General features: G+C 67.6%; 12 protein-coding genes. 4 read left to right on the top strand and 8 right to left on the bottom strand.

Annotated elements, in window-relative coordinates:
* The first annotated feature begins 43 nt into the window (after nt 1-43).
* The 4 genes from ACN9MP_RS01715 to ACN9MP_RS01700 all read left to right on the top strand — a co-directional run bounded on the left by ACN9MP_RS01715 (nt 44) and on the right by ACN9MP_RS01700 (nt 2,946).
* Nucleotides 44-805: an SDR family NAD(P)-dependent oxidoreductase gene (locus ACN9MP_RS01715; RefSeq protein WP_426323364.1), complete on the top strand. Its 762-nt coding sequence runs from the start codon at nt 44-46 to the stop codon at nt 803-805.
* Between the two features lie 50 nt (nt 806-855).
* Nucleotides 856-1,695 (top strand): helix-turn-helix transcriptional regulator, encoded by an 840-nt coding sequence (locus tag ACN9MP_RS01710; protein ID WP_426323362.1) that lies wholly within the window; start codon nt 856-858, stop codon nt 1,693-1,695.
* Nucleotides 1,696-1,891: 196 nt separating this feature from the next.
* The gene (locus ACN9MP_RS01705; RefSeq protein WP_426323360.1) at nt 1,892-2,434 is read left to right on the top strand and encodes an NADPH-dependent FMN reductase; all 543 of its coding nucleotides are present in this window, start codon (nt 1,892-1,894) and stop codon (nt 2,432-2,434) included.
* Nucleotides 2,431-2,946 (top strand): flavin reductase family protein, encoded by a 516-nt coding sequence (locus ACN9MP_RS01700; RefSeq protein WP_426323358.1) that lies wholly within the window; start codon nt 2,431-2,433, stop codon nt 2,944-2,946. Before ACN9MP_RS01705 ends, ACN9MP_RS01700 begins: the two co-directional genes overlap by 4 nt.
* A gap of 55 nt (nt 2,947-3,001) precedes the next feature.
* Here the strand turns inward: ACN9MP_RS01700 and ACN9MP_RS01695 are convergent, their stop codons facing one another.
* From ACN9MP_RS01695 to ACN9MP_RS01660, 8 genes are all read right to left on the bottom strand, one after another.
* On the bottom strand, nt 3,002-3,871 hold the full coding sequence (locus tag ACN9MP_RS01695; RefSeq protein ID WP_426323356.1) for an LLM class F420-dependent oxidoreductase: 870 nt from the start codon (nt 3,869-3,871) through the stop codon (nt 3,002-3,004).
* 33 nt (nt 3,872-3,904) lie between these two features.
* A complete protein-coding gene (locus tag ACN9MP_RS01690; protein WP_426323354.1) occupies nt 3,905-4,834 on the bottom strand; it encodes an SDR family oxidoreductase in 930 nt (309 codons plus the stop codon).
* Between the two features lie 294 nt (nt 4,835-5,128).
* Entirely contained in the window at nt 5,129-6,259 is a 1,131-nt protein-coding gene (locus tag ACN9MP_RS01685; RefSeq protein WP_426323352.1) for an LLM class flavin-dependent oxidoreductase, read from the bottom strand.
* A 49-nt stretch (nt 6,260-6,308) separates the two neighbouring features.
* Complete coding sequence (locus tag ACN9MP_RS01680; protein WP_426323350.1) at nt 6,309-7,706, bottom strand: NtaA/DmoA family FMN-dependent monooxygenase; 1,398 nt, start codon at nt 7,704-7,706, stop codon at nt 6,309-6,311.
* Nucleotides 7,707-7,734: 28 nt separating this feature from the next.
* Entirely contained in the window at nt 7,735-9,372 is a 1,638-nt protein-coding gene (locus ACN9MP_RS01675; protein ID WP_426323348.1) for an ABC transporter substrate-binding protein, read from the bottom strand.
* A gap of 57 nt (nt 9,373-9,429) precedes the next feature.
* Nucleotides 9,430-11,049 (bottom strand): dipeptide ABC transporter ATP-binding protein, encoded by a 1,620-nt coding sequence (locus ACN9MP_RS01670; RefSeq protein ID WP_426323346.1) that lies wholly within the window; start codon nt 11,047-11,049, stop codon nt 9,430-9,432.
* A complete protein-coding gene (locus ACN9MP_RS01665) occupies nt 11,046-11,921 on the bottom strand; it encodes an ABC transporter permease (protein ID WP_426323344.1) in 876 nt (291 codons plus the stop codon). The genes ACN9MP_RS01670 and ACN9MP_RS01665 overlap by 4 nt, the downstream gene beginning before the upstream one ends.
* Nucleotides 11,918-12,892 (bottom strand): ABC transporter permease, encoded by a 975-nt coding sequence (locus tag ACN9MP_RS01660; RefSeq protein ID WP_426323342.1) that lies wholly within the window; start codon nt 12,890-12,892, stop codon nt 11,918-11,920. The genes ACN9MP_RS01665 and ACN9MP_RS01660 overlap by 4 nt, the downstream gene beginning before the upstream one ends.
* Between the last annotated feature and the right edge of the window lie 59 nt (nt 12,893-12,951).

Raw genomic sequence — 12,951 nt, 5'->3', positions numbered from 1 at the left:
CCCGACCACACACGACCACCGAACCACCAAAGGAGAAGACACCATGCCCGAACAGAAGATCGCCCTCATCACCGGCGCGAACCGCGGTCTGGGGCGCGCGGACGCCTTCGCTCTCGCCGACGACGGCGTCGACGTCATCCTCACTTACCGACATGGCAAGGCCGAAGCCGAGCAGGTAGTACGAGAAATCGAGGAGAGGGGTCGCGCGGCGGTGGCGCTGCCACTGGACACCACAGTCGTCGCGAGCTTCGCGGACTTCGCGGCGAACGTCCGCGAGGTCTTGGGTTCGCGCTGGAATCGCGAGCACTTCGATGTCCTCGTGAACAACGCCGGATTCGCACACGTGTCGCCATTCGCCGAGACCACCGAGAGCAACTTCGACGACATGGTGAACGTCCATCTCAAGGGCCCCTTCTTCCTGACACAGGCGCTGCTTCCTCTTCTCGCCGATGGGGGAAGCATCGTCAACTTCTCGACGGGCCTGACCCGGTTCGTCGCGGAGGGCAGTTCGGCCTACGCGAGCATGAAGGGCGCGATCGAGGTGCTCACCAAGTACCAGGCCAAGGAGCTCGGCGCGTCGCGCAGCATCCGCGTGAACGTCGTGGCTCCCGGTCCCACCGCAACCGACTTCGGTGGCGGATTCATGAAGTCGGAGCAGTTCCGGGCGGGCGCTGCATCGCAGATCGCGCTCGGCCGGGTGGGCGAGCCCGAAGACATCGGCGAGGCCCTCGCGGCGCTCGTATCCGACGCCGGGCGCTGGATCACCGCCCAGCGTATCGAGATATCCGGCGGCGCCCTGCTCTAGGGCGGATCGAGCACGCGCCACGCGAACGGGAGCGACGAGAGGTGGACACGGTGACGGATCGCAGCGAGCTCGGCAGATTCCTCCGACAGCGGCGCGAGTCGCTCCAACCCGAGGACGTCGGGATGACCCGGGGTCCACGCCGGCGCACTCAAGGACTCCGGCGCGAAGAGGTGGCGGCGTTGAGCCATATGTCGACGGACTACTACACCCGCCTCGAGCGCGGTGCCGGTCCTCAGCCGTCAGCCGACATGATCGCCTCGATCGCACAAGGACTGCATCTGTCGTTCGACGAGCGCGACTACGTCTTCCGACTGTGCGGATACTCGCCCCCCGCGCGGGGCCCGGCGAGCGATCACATCGCCCCAGGCCTGCTGCGCGTCCTGGACCGGCTCGAGGACACCCCTGCCGAGATCGTGACCGAGCTCGGGGAGACGCTTCGGCAGACGACGATGGGACGAGCGCTCATGGGGGACGCGAGCCGGTTCAGCGGCCCGGAGCGCAGCACCGGGTACCGCTGGTTCACCGATTCGTCGGCGAGGGAGTGCTATCCGGACGACGAGCGAGACCAGCTGTCGCGGCTGTACGCCTCGGAGTTACGCAAGCTCGTCGCACTCCGAGGCCCGGACTCGCGAGCCGCCCGGCTGGCGCGCGCACTGCTGGCTGCAAGTGACGAGTTCCGCACGCTGTGGGGGGAACGACGGATCGGAGTGCAGGTTCCGGAAGTGAAGCGCTTCCGGCATCCGGTGGTCGGGCTGCTCGAGCTGCAGTGCCAGGTGTTGCTGGACGGCGGGCAGTCGCATCGCCTTCTCGTCTACACCGCCGTTCCCGGAACCGAGAGCTACGAGCGACTCCAGCTCCTCTCGGTTCTCGGATCCGAGACGATGCGCTGAGGCCCGGAAGGCGGCGCAATTCTGCCGAAACAATGGGTCGGTATCGTGGGGTCCGCAACGTAAGCCGTTGCGGGCCCACCGCGACAAAAGACCTCGGTGGATGTGAGAGACGTCGATTCGTTTCCTCCCACGCCCGTGGTGCGAAACGACTCCTCGTCTCACCTCCTGTCAATCGGTGAAGTGTGAGAGATCAGACATGACTGCACAAGTCTCAGTCGTCGTGGGCAATCCGAAGCCGCAATCGCGGACGTTGAAGATCGCCACGACACTCATCGAGCACCTGCTCGAACCCGGCTCCTACGAGCTGGAGATCATCGACCTCGCAGAGTACCAAGGCGAAGTCCTGGCCTGGCCGTCGGAAACAATGGCCCGCCTCAACGCCACAGTCGCCCAGAGCGATCTGGTCGTGTTCGCATCGCCGACCTACAAGGCGACGTACACGGGGCTGCTGAAGGCGTTCCTGGATCGGTACCCGGCGAACGGCCTGTCCGGCGTGGTGACGATCCCCGTCCTGACCGGTGCCGACCATACCCACTCGATGGGGCCGACCCACAACCTGGCACCGCTGCTGACAGAGCTCGGCGCGATCGTCCCGGGTCGGGGAATGTACTTCGTCACGAGTCAGATGGACCGCCTCGAGGAGATCGCCGACAACGCCGCAGCCGAGTACCGTGCCAACCTTGCACGCCTTGCGAACCTCGCGACGCACGTCGCCCAGCTGGAAGGAGCCGCATCATGACCCTCGTCGAGCCTTCGACACCCGCCTTCGATCAGCGCGCCTTCCGTGACGCGCTCGGCCATTTCGCGTCGGGGATCACGATCGTGAGCGGCACTGATCACGACGGACCCATCGGCTTCACGTGCCAGTCCTTCTACAGCGTCTCGATGGAACCGCCGCTCGTCTCGTTCAGTGTCATGACCACCTCGACGACCTATCCGCGCATCCGCGACACGGGACGATTTGCCGTGAACGTGCTGTCGCATCACCAGGACCGGATCTCGTCGCAGTTCGCGCGCAAGGGCACCGACAAGTGGGCGGGCGTGTCCTGGTCGGAGACGCAGGCGGGCAACCCCGTGATCGACGAGAGCGCCATGTGGCTCGACTGCGAGCTCTGGGCCGAGCACGAAGCTGGTGACCACTTCATCGTGGTCGGTCGGGTCATCCAGATGAGCCCGGCCGAATGGCACCGGCACGATCCGCTCCTGTTCTTCCGGGGCGCCTACCGTCACCTGCGCGACTCTGCGCTCTGACGCGAAGCTCGGGGAGGGAGCGCCCGGCTCCCTCCCCGAGTCCGTAGGAGTGCGATCAGACCGTCGCGAGGCGCGGAACAACCGACTCCGCAGCACGCCGGACGTACCCGGCGGGATCTGAAACGGCCGGAGTCAGCGCGAGCTGGACATGGTCGATCCCGAGCGCGGCGTAGCGTTCCATCTCCCTGAGGAAGGCATCGGGTTCTGCCACGACGTCTCCGGAGAAGAGGATCGTCTTCTCGATCGTGTCGGGATCGCGGCCCTCCGCCTCGCAGTGGCGGGCCAGCACCTCCAGCTTCGCACGTACGGCGTCCTGGCCCATCGTGAAGAGGTTGCAGGCGTCGGCGTACCGCGCCACCAGCCGCAGCGTCTTCTTCTCACCGGAGCCGCCGATGATCAGGTACGGCCGTCCGAGCGGCTGGGGGACGTTCAGGGTCTCGTCCAGCCGGTAGTGGGCGCCGACGAAGGGGCCGTCGTCGTCGCTCCACATCTGCTCGACGATCTGCAGGGTTTCCTCGAGTCTCTCGAACCGCTCCGCGATCGGAGGGTACGGCACACCGAGTCCTCGGTGCTCTCGCTCGTACCACGCGGCGCCCAGACCGAGCATCGCGCGGCCACCGGACAGCACATCGAGCGCGGTCACGATCTTTGCCAGCAGACCCGGCGGGCGGTAGGTGACGCCCGTCACCAGCAGACCGAGGCGGACGCGCGTCGTGTGGGCCGCGACGTAGCCGAGGGACGTGTAACCCTCGAGCATCGGGGCGGTGTGGCCACCGACCTGCTCCATCTGGAAGTAGTGATCCATGCACGTGAACCAGGAGGCCCCGGCCTCATCGGCGGCGCGCGCGGTGTCGCCGAGAGTCGAGGCGATCGCGGCGGGACCGCCGGGGAAGGCGAAGTTCATGAAATGGATGCCGAAACGCATGATGTCCTTTTCGTCGGGTAGTCGAGTGCGGGGTCACACCATGAGGAATCGCTCGCCGATCAGGCGCTCCGACTCCGTCCACAGGCGGGCGGCGTCGGCCATGTCGCGGAAAGGCACCCACGGTTCGATGAGGGTCGGAGGGCCGGCCGCGAGCCGCTTCGGGCCATAGAACTGATCGCCCTGGGCGGCCGGCGACGTCGCGGCCGTCAGTGCCGGCAGCGCGGCCGAGTCGACGGTGCCGGCGATTCCCAGTCGGGACAGCACGGAGATCACGCGCCGACCGCCCGTGGCGGAGCCACGACCCATACCCGGCTGCGCCGCCAGAAGATTCGTGGGCGAGACGCCCGGGTGCGAGAAGTTGCTGCTGATACCCCATCCGGCCGCTCGGCTGCGGGCATCGAGCTCGCGGGCGAACAGGCCCACGGCGATCTTGGACTGCGTGTAGGACTTCATGACGTCGTAGGATTTCTCGCCGTTGAGATCGGACCAATCGATCCGGCCGTTGCGCGCTGCGATGCTCGTCTGGTGGGTGACGCGGGCCTCACCGTCGCGCAGGAGGGGCAGAATGCCCAGGGTGAGAGCGAAGTGGCCGAGGTGGTTCGTGCCGAACTGCAGCTCGAAGCCCTCCTTCGTCGCTTGGCGAGATGGAGGCTGCATCACGCCCGCGTTGTTGATGAGCAGGTTGATGGGACGCCCCTCCGACCGCAGTTCGGCCACCAGTGCGGCGACGGAATCCAGAGAAGAGAGATCGAGGGATCGGGTCGAGACCTTCGCACCGGGCACACCGCGTCGGATCGATTCCACGGCGGCGTCGCCCTTCGATGGCGACCGCACGGGGAGGATCACCTCCGCCCCGGCGGAGGCCAGTCGCGTCGCGATCACACGACCGATCCCGTCGCTGGCGCCGGTGACCAGAGCAAGTCGGCCCGTGAGATCCGGGATGGTGATGTCGGTGCGGGGCATCGATGTGTCCTTCGTGTTGGCTTACAGATTCGTGGGCGCGAATACCAGGATGTGGCCGCTGCGCTGACTCATCCAGGGCACGTCGATCCCTGGATACCTGGACCATGGGTCCCCATCACCATATCTGTCAGTTACTGCCAGATATAAGGTCTCTGCAACGATGGCTGTCACTGACGTGAAACTCTCGCGGGGTTCGGATATGCGCGCGGGATCCCGGGGGGGTGACCCTCCGCCGAAGCGATCCCCGTGACGGCGACACCGACGGGATGAACCACCGCGCTGCTCCCGGCGGCGTCAGCGAGCAGATTGATCGAACGGCTGGCGCAGCCCGCGCCGCTCGAGTTCCGTGAGGACGCTCCCCGGCGCCACGAACCGCGTGATGCCGTCGGTGAAGTCGGGCCATATGAGCAGCACGCCGTCCAGCCCGATCGCGCTCATCTCTTCGAGCTGATCGGCGATGTCGACTGCGGTCCCGAGCAGGATCGGGCCGCCTGACGACGCGACGAAGCGCTGGCGCATCGCGCGGATGTCGTCTTCGCTGATGCGAGTGGTGTGGGCGATGGCTTTGAGCGCGTTCGCCTGCCATGCGTCGGCGAGCTCAGTCTCCTCGTGGTCGACGGTGAAGTGGTGGAGGTAGTCCTCCGCCTCCGCCCTGCTGTCTCGCTGCACCACCGCACAGTATGTCCAGAGCTGGATCTCCCGACCCTTCGCCCGGGCCGAAGCCCGGTACTCGTCCACCTTCTTCTTGGCATCCAGACCGACCATCTGCGGCACCGTGAACCCGATATCCGCATAGGTCGTCGCGAAGTCCAAGCCGCGGTCGGAGCCTCCGGCGTTGATGAGGGGGATTCGTGGACTCTGGAGTGGCTGCGGACGCGACATGCCACCGGCGACGCGGTAGTAGTCCCCCTCGAAGTCGAACTCATCGGCCGATGTCCAGAGCCGGTCGAGGATCTGGACCCACTCCTCGAGTTCGTCGTAGCGCGCCTCGTGCTCTTTCAGCTCTATCCCGAACATGTCGAGCTCCAGGGCGTTCCACCCACCCACGAGATTGAGGGCGAAGCGCCCGCCCGACATCCTGTCGATCGTCGCGCACTGCTTCGCGGCGAGAACCGGATGCATGACCGAGCCGTGCACCGTTGCGATGTGCGTCGTGTAGCTCGTCACTTGAGAGAGCCCGGCGGCCCACGTGAACGAGTCCATGATATTGGCGACGCCGGCCTCGGGCATCCCCGGAAGGTAGCCCTTCCACCTCGCGTATCCCAGCGATGCCTCCAGGCCCGCTCGGTCAGCGATCTTCGCGACCTCGACGATGCGAGCCCAGTCAGGCCGCCAGATCTCGGGCACCGTCGACATCGTTGGTGCGCCGTTCGTGCCGAACAGACCGAGCTTGAGCTTGTTGGGGCTGGTCAGGAGTGCGTTCATTCTGTGCGTCCTTGAGTTCTACTCGTCGGGGAAAGCGGCTCGCTGGCGGTCACGAACCCGTGAAGGCTCCGCGGAATCCCGCGGCGCGATGATTTGCGGCGATCCTGGCGTGCCCCGCCCCGAACAGGTTCTCCCGCAGAGTCGTGCCCTCGTAGTCGGTGCGATAGCGTCCGCGCCGCTGCAGCTCGGGCATGATGTAGTCGCGGAAGTCGCGCACGCTCGCCGGGTAGCTGTAAGAGCGCAGGAGGAAGCCGTCCAGGTCGAACCGGTCGACGAATTCCTCGATCTCGTCCGCGACCTTCTGCGGACCGCCGATGAACGTGCCCGGCGTCGCCCGGAACTCCTTGAACTTGTCCATATACTCGCCGACTGTGATGTCGGCGCGCTGGATGCTGTTCGTGAAGTCGTCGCGCTTGAAGCCGTCGGTCCGCAGCGCCTCCAACAGCAGCTCCTCGCGGTCGTGCGCCATGGGGTTGAATCCGTTGGCGGCGTTCAGGTGCGCGATGAAGCCGTCCGGACGGAACCACTTCTCGTACTCGGCCGCCTTGCGCTCGGCGGCGGCATCGTCCTCACCGGTGATGATCCCCGCCAGCCCCATGATCTTGAGATCCTCACGACCCCGGCCGAACGACGCGGCCTTGGCACGGATGTCCGCGATCAGATCCGTGTACGCCGCCGGCTCGGCCATGGTCGCGGCGAAGATGACCTCGGCGTGCTTCGCGCCGAAGAGACGTCCCCGCTCCGACATCCCGGCCTGCAGGATGACGGGTGTCCGCTGCGGGCTCGGGTGCCACAAAGCGGGTCCCGAGCATCGGTAGTGCTCGCCCACGTGATCGATCCGGTGAACCTTCGCCGGATCGATGACGACGGCGCTGTTCCGGTCCAGGACGTAGGCGTCCTCCTCCCAGGACCCTTCCCACAGCTTGTAGCAGACATCCATGAACTCCTCCGTGGTGTCGTACCGCTGCGCGCTGGAGGAGGCCGGAGGGACCCCGTAGTTGTCATCCCCGTTCTTGAGGAACCCCGTCACGACGTTCCAGCCGACCCGTCCGTCGCTCAGGTGATCGAGCGTCGCCATCCGACGCGACAGGGAGAACGGCGGGTCATAGGTCGAGGCGGCGGTGATCGCGAGACCCAGGTGGGTCGTCGCGGCCGCAACGGACGCGGCGACCAGGCCGGGATCGATCACGGGTACGTGCATCCCCTCACGGAGCGCGACGTCGAACGATCCGCCGAAGGAATCGGCGATGCCGAGCCCATCCGCCATGAACAGCGAGTCCATCTTCGCCTCTTCGGTGATGCGGGCCAGGTCCGCCCAGAACTCCGGATCGTCGAATCTCGCCTTCCGGTTCTCCGGATGCCGCCACATGCCGTAGTCGTTGTGGGCGAGGGTGGGCATGGTGAGCAGGCTGAAGTGCAGTGCTCGTTTCGACGGGGCGTCGCTCATCGTCGTTCCTTCGATCGTGCGGTGCAGGTCACTTGGCGAGCCAGGCATCGTAGAAGTCGAGCTTGGCCTGGGCGTCGAAGCGGACTCCGGCGGCGTTCGGGGCGACTGCGGTGAGCTCGACCGCGTCCCAGATCGGCAGGATGAGCCCCGAGTCGATGAGGGCCTCCTGGAGCTCCTTCAGCACGGCCTCGCGCTCGGGGCCGTTGGGAAGCGTGCTCGACTCGGCCATCAGGTCGGTGATCCCCTCACTGGCGAGCAGATCCTTATCCGGGATGACGTAGTCGAGGATCAGCGCGAGCACGTTCGGGTCGGACTGCGTGATGTTCGTGGACATCAGATCGTAGGTCAGGTCCACGCTCGCCTGCGACAGGGCCGCCGCCGTGGTGGGGGTGAGGACCAGGTCGATTCCGACCGCCTTCGCCTGCTCCTGGAGCAGGGTGATGGTCGGCCCGTAGACCGGACCGAGATCCTCCGAGTAGACGACCTCCACCTCGAGAGGGGCACCGTCCTTCTCCCGGATGCCGTCCGGGCCCTCGACCCACCCCGCGTCCTCGAGGATCTGCGCGGCCGCCTCGGTGTCGGTGGCGAAGCGGCCGGAGACGTCCGCCCATCCGTACATTCCCGCGGCGAGCACGCTCGTCGCGGCCTGATAGACGTCGTTCGAGGCCGCGGCGGTCGCGCCCTCGCGGTCGAAGGTGATCTGCAGCGCGTCGCGGACGGCGGGATCAGCGAGAATCCGCCCGTCCGTCGTGTTGGCGAGCAGGCTCATGGGCATGCCCGACACGACGCGGGAGATGACCTCGCTCCCAGATCGTTCCAGTTCCTCGACGGCGCGCGTGCCGATGCCCCACGCCACATCCAGCTGGCCGGAACCCACCTGACCCTCGCGGACGGATCCCGAGGAGACGATGGAGAACTCGATGCCGTCCAGGTACGCATCGCCATCGTGCGCATTGAGCGACGACCCCCACGAATAGCCTTCCCTGCCCGACAGCGTCGCTCCCTGTCCCGGACGGAACTCGTCCAGGACGAACGGGCCGGTGCCGATGACGTCGCCCTGGCAGCGCTCATCCGGCGTGCTCTCGAACGTCGCGTCGGCGAGCATCGACAGCGTGGGGGTCGAGGTGCCGATCAGGAACGCGGGGTTGGGCTGGCTGAAACGGACCGTCGCGGTGTAAGGATCATCGACCAGGGTCTCGACATACGAGCCGAGATACACGGGGACGCCGGAGGACCCCGGGGTGTTGGCCAGGGTGTCGTCGAGGTTGTTCTTCACGCTCTGCGCGGTGAACTCGGTGCCGTCACTGAAGGTGACGTCGTCGCGGAGGTGGAAGGTGTACTCCGAGGCGTCCTCGTTCACGGTCCAGTCCGTCGCGAGCAGCGGCACGACCTCGTTGGTCTTCGGGTCGAGATCGGTGAGCGAGTCGGTGATCGCCGACGACACGGCCCACCCGTCGTAGGTGTAGACCTGGTGCGGGTCGACGCAGATGAGGCCTTCGCCGACGCCGACGCGGAGCACGCCTCCGGACTGCGGCTCTGCAGGTGCCGCACTCTGCGTGGTGGGACCGCCGGCGCACCCGGCGAGCAGGGCACCCGCGGCGACGACTGCGAGGCCCGCGGTGAGGACGCGTGCCTTGCGGGGGACAGGGACGGTGGGCTCGGGCATGGGTTCTCCTAGAGATGGGCGGTGCATACAGATGGGGTTCGGTGTGCGGATGTGCGATCAGTGGGTCGCGGAAGGCGTCCCGGCGCTCTGTCCGGGAATCGCGGAGAGGAGCTCGCGGGTGTACGGGTGGGCGGGACGGGTGAAGATGTCCTCGACGCTTCCGGCCTCGACGACGGACCCGCGGCGCATGACCAGGACGTCGTCGGCGATCCGCGCGACCACGCCCAGATCGTGCGAGATGAATACGATCGCCACGCCGGTGTCTCGCTGGATCTCCTCGAACAGCGCGAGGATCTGCGCCTGCACGGTCACGTCGAGGGCCGACACGGCTTCGTCGCAGACCAGCACCTGAGGTTGCACCGCGAGCGCCCGGGCGATGGCGACGCGTTGACGTTGCCCGCCGGAGAGCTGGCCCGGATGACGGGACCCGATCGCCCGATCCAGGTGCACCATCTCGAGCAGCTCGAGGGCGCGCGCCTTCCGCTCCCGCCGCGGGGCGAGGCCATGTACCCGGAGCGGCTCGGCGACGGCGGTCCAGACCGGCCGGCGCGGGTCAAGGCTGCCGCGCGTGTCCTGGAAGACCATCTGCACGCTGCGCAGCGTCGCCCGCGCTCGACGCCAGCCGTCGTACCGCGCGGGCCGCCCGCAGATCTCCAGGGCGCCCGCATCCGGCTCCTCCAGCCCGACGAGGATTCGCGCGGTCGTCGACTTGCCGCTCCCGGACTCCCCGACGATCCCGAGTGTGCGGCCTCTGCCGAGGGAGAACCCGACGCGGTCGACCGCCGTGTGGGCATCCGCCCCGGACCCGAAGGTCTTGGCAAGGTCCGTCGCGATGAGAAGCTGCTCGCCGGTGCCCCGGGGGCCGCGGTCCAGCCGGGCGCCCGTATGCGGATTGTCCGAAAGGAGCCGGCGTGTGTACGGATGCTGCGGGTCGGACAAGACCTGCTGGGTGGGGCCCGTCTCCACGATCTGTCCGTCGCGCATGACCGCGATACGGTCACTGCGGTCGAGCGCGACACCCAGGTCATGGGTGATGAGGATGATCGATGCCCCGGTCGAGCGGATGCGTGCGTCGATGTTGCCGAGGATCGCCCGCTGGACCGTAACGTCGAGTGCACTGGTCGGCTCGTCGGCGACCACCAGGAGGGGTCTCGACGCCCACGCCATGGCGATCAGCACGCGCTGCCGCATTCCCCCGGAGAGCTCGTGCGGATACCGATGGCGAATGCGCTCGGGATCGTCGAAGCCGGCCTCGCCGAGCACGCGAAGCACCGTCGCCTCAACCGCGTCACGGGCCACGACGCGATGCCGTCGCAGTCCCTCTGCCACCTGCGTCCCGACGCGCTGGGTCGGGTCCAGTGACAGCATGGGGTCCTGCGGGATGAGCGCGAGCTCCCGGCCGCGCCGGACGCTCCACTGCGCCTCCGTGAGGTCGGTGATGTCGTCGCCGTTCATGCGGATACGCCCCGCGACGATCCGTCCGTGCGGGCTGAGGAGTCCGAGCAGGGCCCGGGCGGTCGTGGTCTTCCCGCTGCCGGACTCGCCCACGAGGGCGAGGCGCTCCCCCGCGCGGACATGGAAGGACACCCGGTCGAGAACGCGCGTCGCCGCGCCGGGATGACCGTGTTCGACAGTGAGGTCCTCGACGTCCAGCAGGACGGGTGCGAATTCGCTCATCGCGAGACCTCCCGCCCCGCGAGGGCTTGCGACACGCGGTTCAAGGCGATCACCACAGCGGCGATGACCAGGCCGGGAAGCGCGCTGACCCACCACGCCTGGACGAGGAAGTCGCGGCCCTGGCTGACGATCGTCCCCCACTCGGGAGCCGGCGGCGGGGCGCCGAACCCGAGGAAGCTCAGCGCAGCCACGATGAGGATGACCTGCCCGTACTCCAGCACGGCGAGCACCAGCACGGGACCGAGCGCGTTGGGCAGGACGCGGCGGGCCGCGATGTCCCAGGGCGAGGCGCCCGCCACCCGGGAAGCCTCGATGAAGGTCTCGTGCCGGGTCCGCAGCACCTCGGAGCGCATCACGCGGGCGATCAGACCCACCAGGGCCACGCCGACGGCAAGTCCGAGCTGGAGCGATCCAGATCCGAGAGCGGTGATGATCGCCATGGCGAGGACGAGTCCGGGGATGGCGAGCAGGACGTCGATGAGGAGGGTGAGCACGGCCCGACCGGATGCCCTGGCGAAGCCGGCCGCGAGTCCCAGGAGCAGCCCGAAGACGAGGGCCACCCCGAGCGCGAGCGCGGCGGTGAGGAGCGAGACCCGGGTGCCGTACACGACCCGGGAGAAGATGTCGCGACCGAGATCATCAGTGCCGAACAGGTGGGCGAAGCTCGGCGCGACGAGGATCTCGCTCGTGTTCGAAGCGAGCGGGTCGTAGGGCGCGCACACCGAGGGCAGGACCGCCCACAGCGCCACGATCGCCAGTATCGCGAGTGCGATCACCGTGCCGGGTCGCACGGCCCTGCGTGCCGTCCGTCGGGGGCGAGTGGTCGTAGTGGAGGTCTGGGTTGTCTCGGTGAGCATGGTGGCCTCGGTCATGCCGTTGCCCCTCTCGGCACGGATCGTCCCGCACGTGCGCGAGGCGCGACTCTCGGGTCGATGAGCGGGTAGACGAGGTCGACGACGACGTTGACCACCAGGTACATCGCCGCGACGAGGACCGTGATGACCAGCACCACGGGAAGATCCTTGGACACGACGGCGCGTTCGAATGCGGAGCCCAGTCCCGCGCGCGAGAACACGATCTCGATGACAGCGGACGCCGCGACAAGGTTCGCCGCGATGATCCCGAAGACCGTCGCCGTGGCAGGCAGCGCATTGCGCACCCCGTGGGCGAACAACACGGCGGAGCGGGGCAGGCCCTTGGCCCGGGCCACGTCGGCGTAGGGTTGCTCGAGCGCCTTGCGCAGGCTCTCGGCGAACACCTGAGCCAGGTAGCCGGTCGCGGGGATGGCCAGGGTGATCGCGGGAAGCACGATCGAGGCGGGGGTGGCGTTGCCCGAGGCGGGGAAGATCGGCAGCGTGAACGAGAACAGCTGTATGAGCATCAGCCCGACCCAGAAGCCCGGGAGCGAGATCGAGATGGGAGGCACCAGCTCCAGCAGCCCGTTGATCCTGCGTCCGCCGGTGTAGGCCGCGAGACCCCCCACGACCAGCCCGCCGACGCCAGCCAGGAGGAGGGCGACCAGGGCGAGTGGCAGGGTTGCAGCGAGCCCCTCCAGCACGAGCTGGCTGACCTCCTGGCCGGTGACGAACGAGCGTCCCCAGTTCCCCGTGAAGGTGTCGACCAGCCGCGTGAGGTACTGGATGATGACGGGCTGGTCGAACCCGTACTCCGCGTTGATGCGAGCTATGAGCTCGGGCGGTGCGGTCATGGCCCCGGTGGGGCCCCCGAGCATGAGCGCCGCGGGGTCACCGGGGATCGCATACACGATGAGGAAGACGATCGTGAAGCAGGCGACCAGCACGATCACTGCGCGCCCGAGGATCGCCAGCAGACGAAACGCCATCCTGCACTCCCCATTCCCGCCGCCGGGTCGAAAACCGGTTTCGGCGCCGTTATCTGTCA

It is taken from the genome of Microbacterium sp. E-13, from assembly GCF_049912955.1.
Lineage (GTDB): Bacteria > Actinomycetota > Actinomycetes > Actinomycetales > Microbacteriaceae > Microbacterium.
This window is presented reverse-complemented; position numbering and strand designations above follow the sequence as displayed.

What these genes read in the sequence shown, in the direction of transcription:
- ACN9MP_RS01715 (WP_426323364.1), top strand. Translation starts at nt 44, where the DNA reads ATGCCCGAACAGAAGATCGCCCTCATCACCGGCGCGAACCGCGGTCTG.
- ACN9MP_RS01705 (WP_426323360.1), top strand. Translation starts at nt 1,892, where the DNA reads ATGACTGCACAAGTCTCAGTCGTCGTGGGCAATCCGAAGCCGCAATCG.
- ACN9MP_RS01700 (WP_426323358.1), top strand. Translation starts at nt 2,431, where the DNA reads ATGACCCTCGTCGAGCCTTCGACACCCGCCTTCGATCAGCGCGCCTTC.
- ACN9MP_RS01695 (WP_426323356.1), bottom strand. Translation starts at nt 3,871, where the DNA reads ATGCGTTTCGGCATCCATTTCATGAACTTCGCCTTCCCCGGCGGTCCC.
- ACN9MP_RS01690 (WP_426323354.1), bottom strand. Translation starts at nt 4,834, where the DNA reads ATGCCCCGCACCGACATCACCATCCCGGATCTCACGGGCCGACTTGCT.
- ACN9MP_RS01685 (WP_426323352.1), bottom strand. Translation starts at nt 6,259, where the DNA reads ATGAACGCACTCCTGACCAGCCCCAACAAGCTCAAGCTCGGTCTGTTC.
- ACN9MP_RS01680 (WP_426323350.1), bottom strand. Translation starts at nt 7,706, where the DNA reads ATGAGCGACGCCCCGTCGAAACGAGCACTGCACTTCAGCCTGCTCACC.
- ACN9MP_RS01675 (WP_426323348.1), bottom strand. Translation starts at nt 9,372, where the DNA reads ATGCCCGAGCCCACCGTCCCTGTCCCCCGCAAGGCACGCGTCCTCACC.
- ACN9MP_RS01670 (WP_426323346.1), bottom strand. Translation starts at nt 11,049, where the DNA reads ATGAGCGAATTCGCACCCGTCCTGCTGGACGTCGAGGACCTCACTGTC.
- ACN9MP_RS01665 (WP_426323344.1), bottom strand. Translation starts at nt 11,921, where the DNA reads ATGACCGAGGCCACCATGCTCACCGAGACAACCCAGACCTCCACTACG.
- ACN9MP_RS01660 (WP_426323342.1), bottom strand. Translation starts at nt 12,892, where the DNA reads ATGGCGTTTCGTCTGCTGGCGATCCTCGGGCGCGCAGTGATCGTGCTG.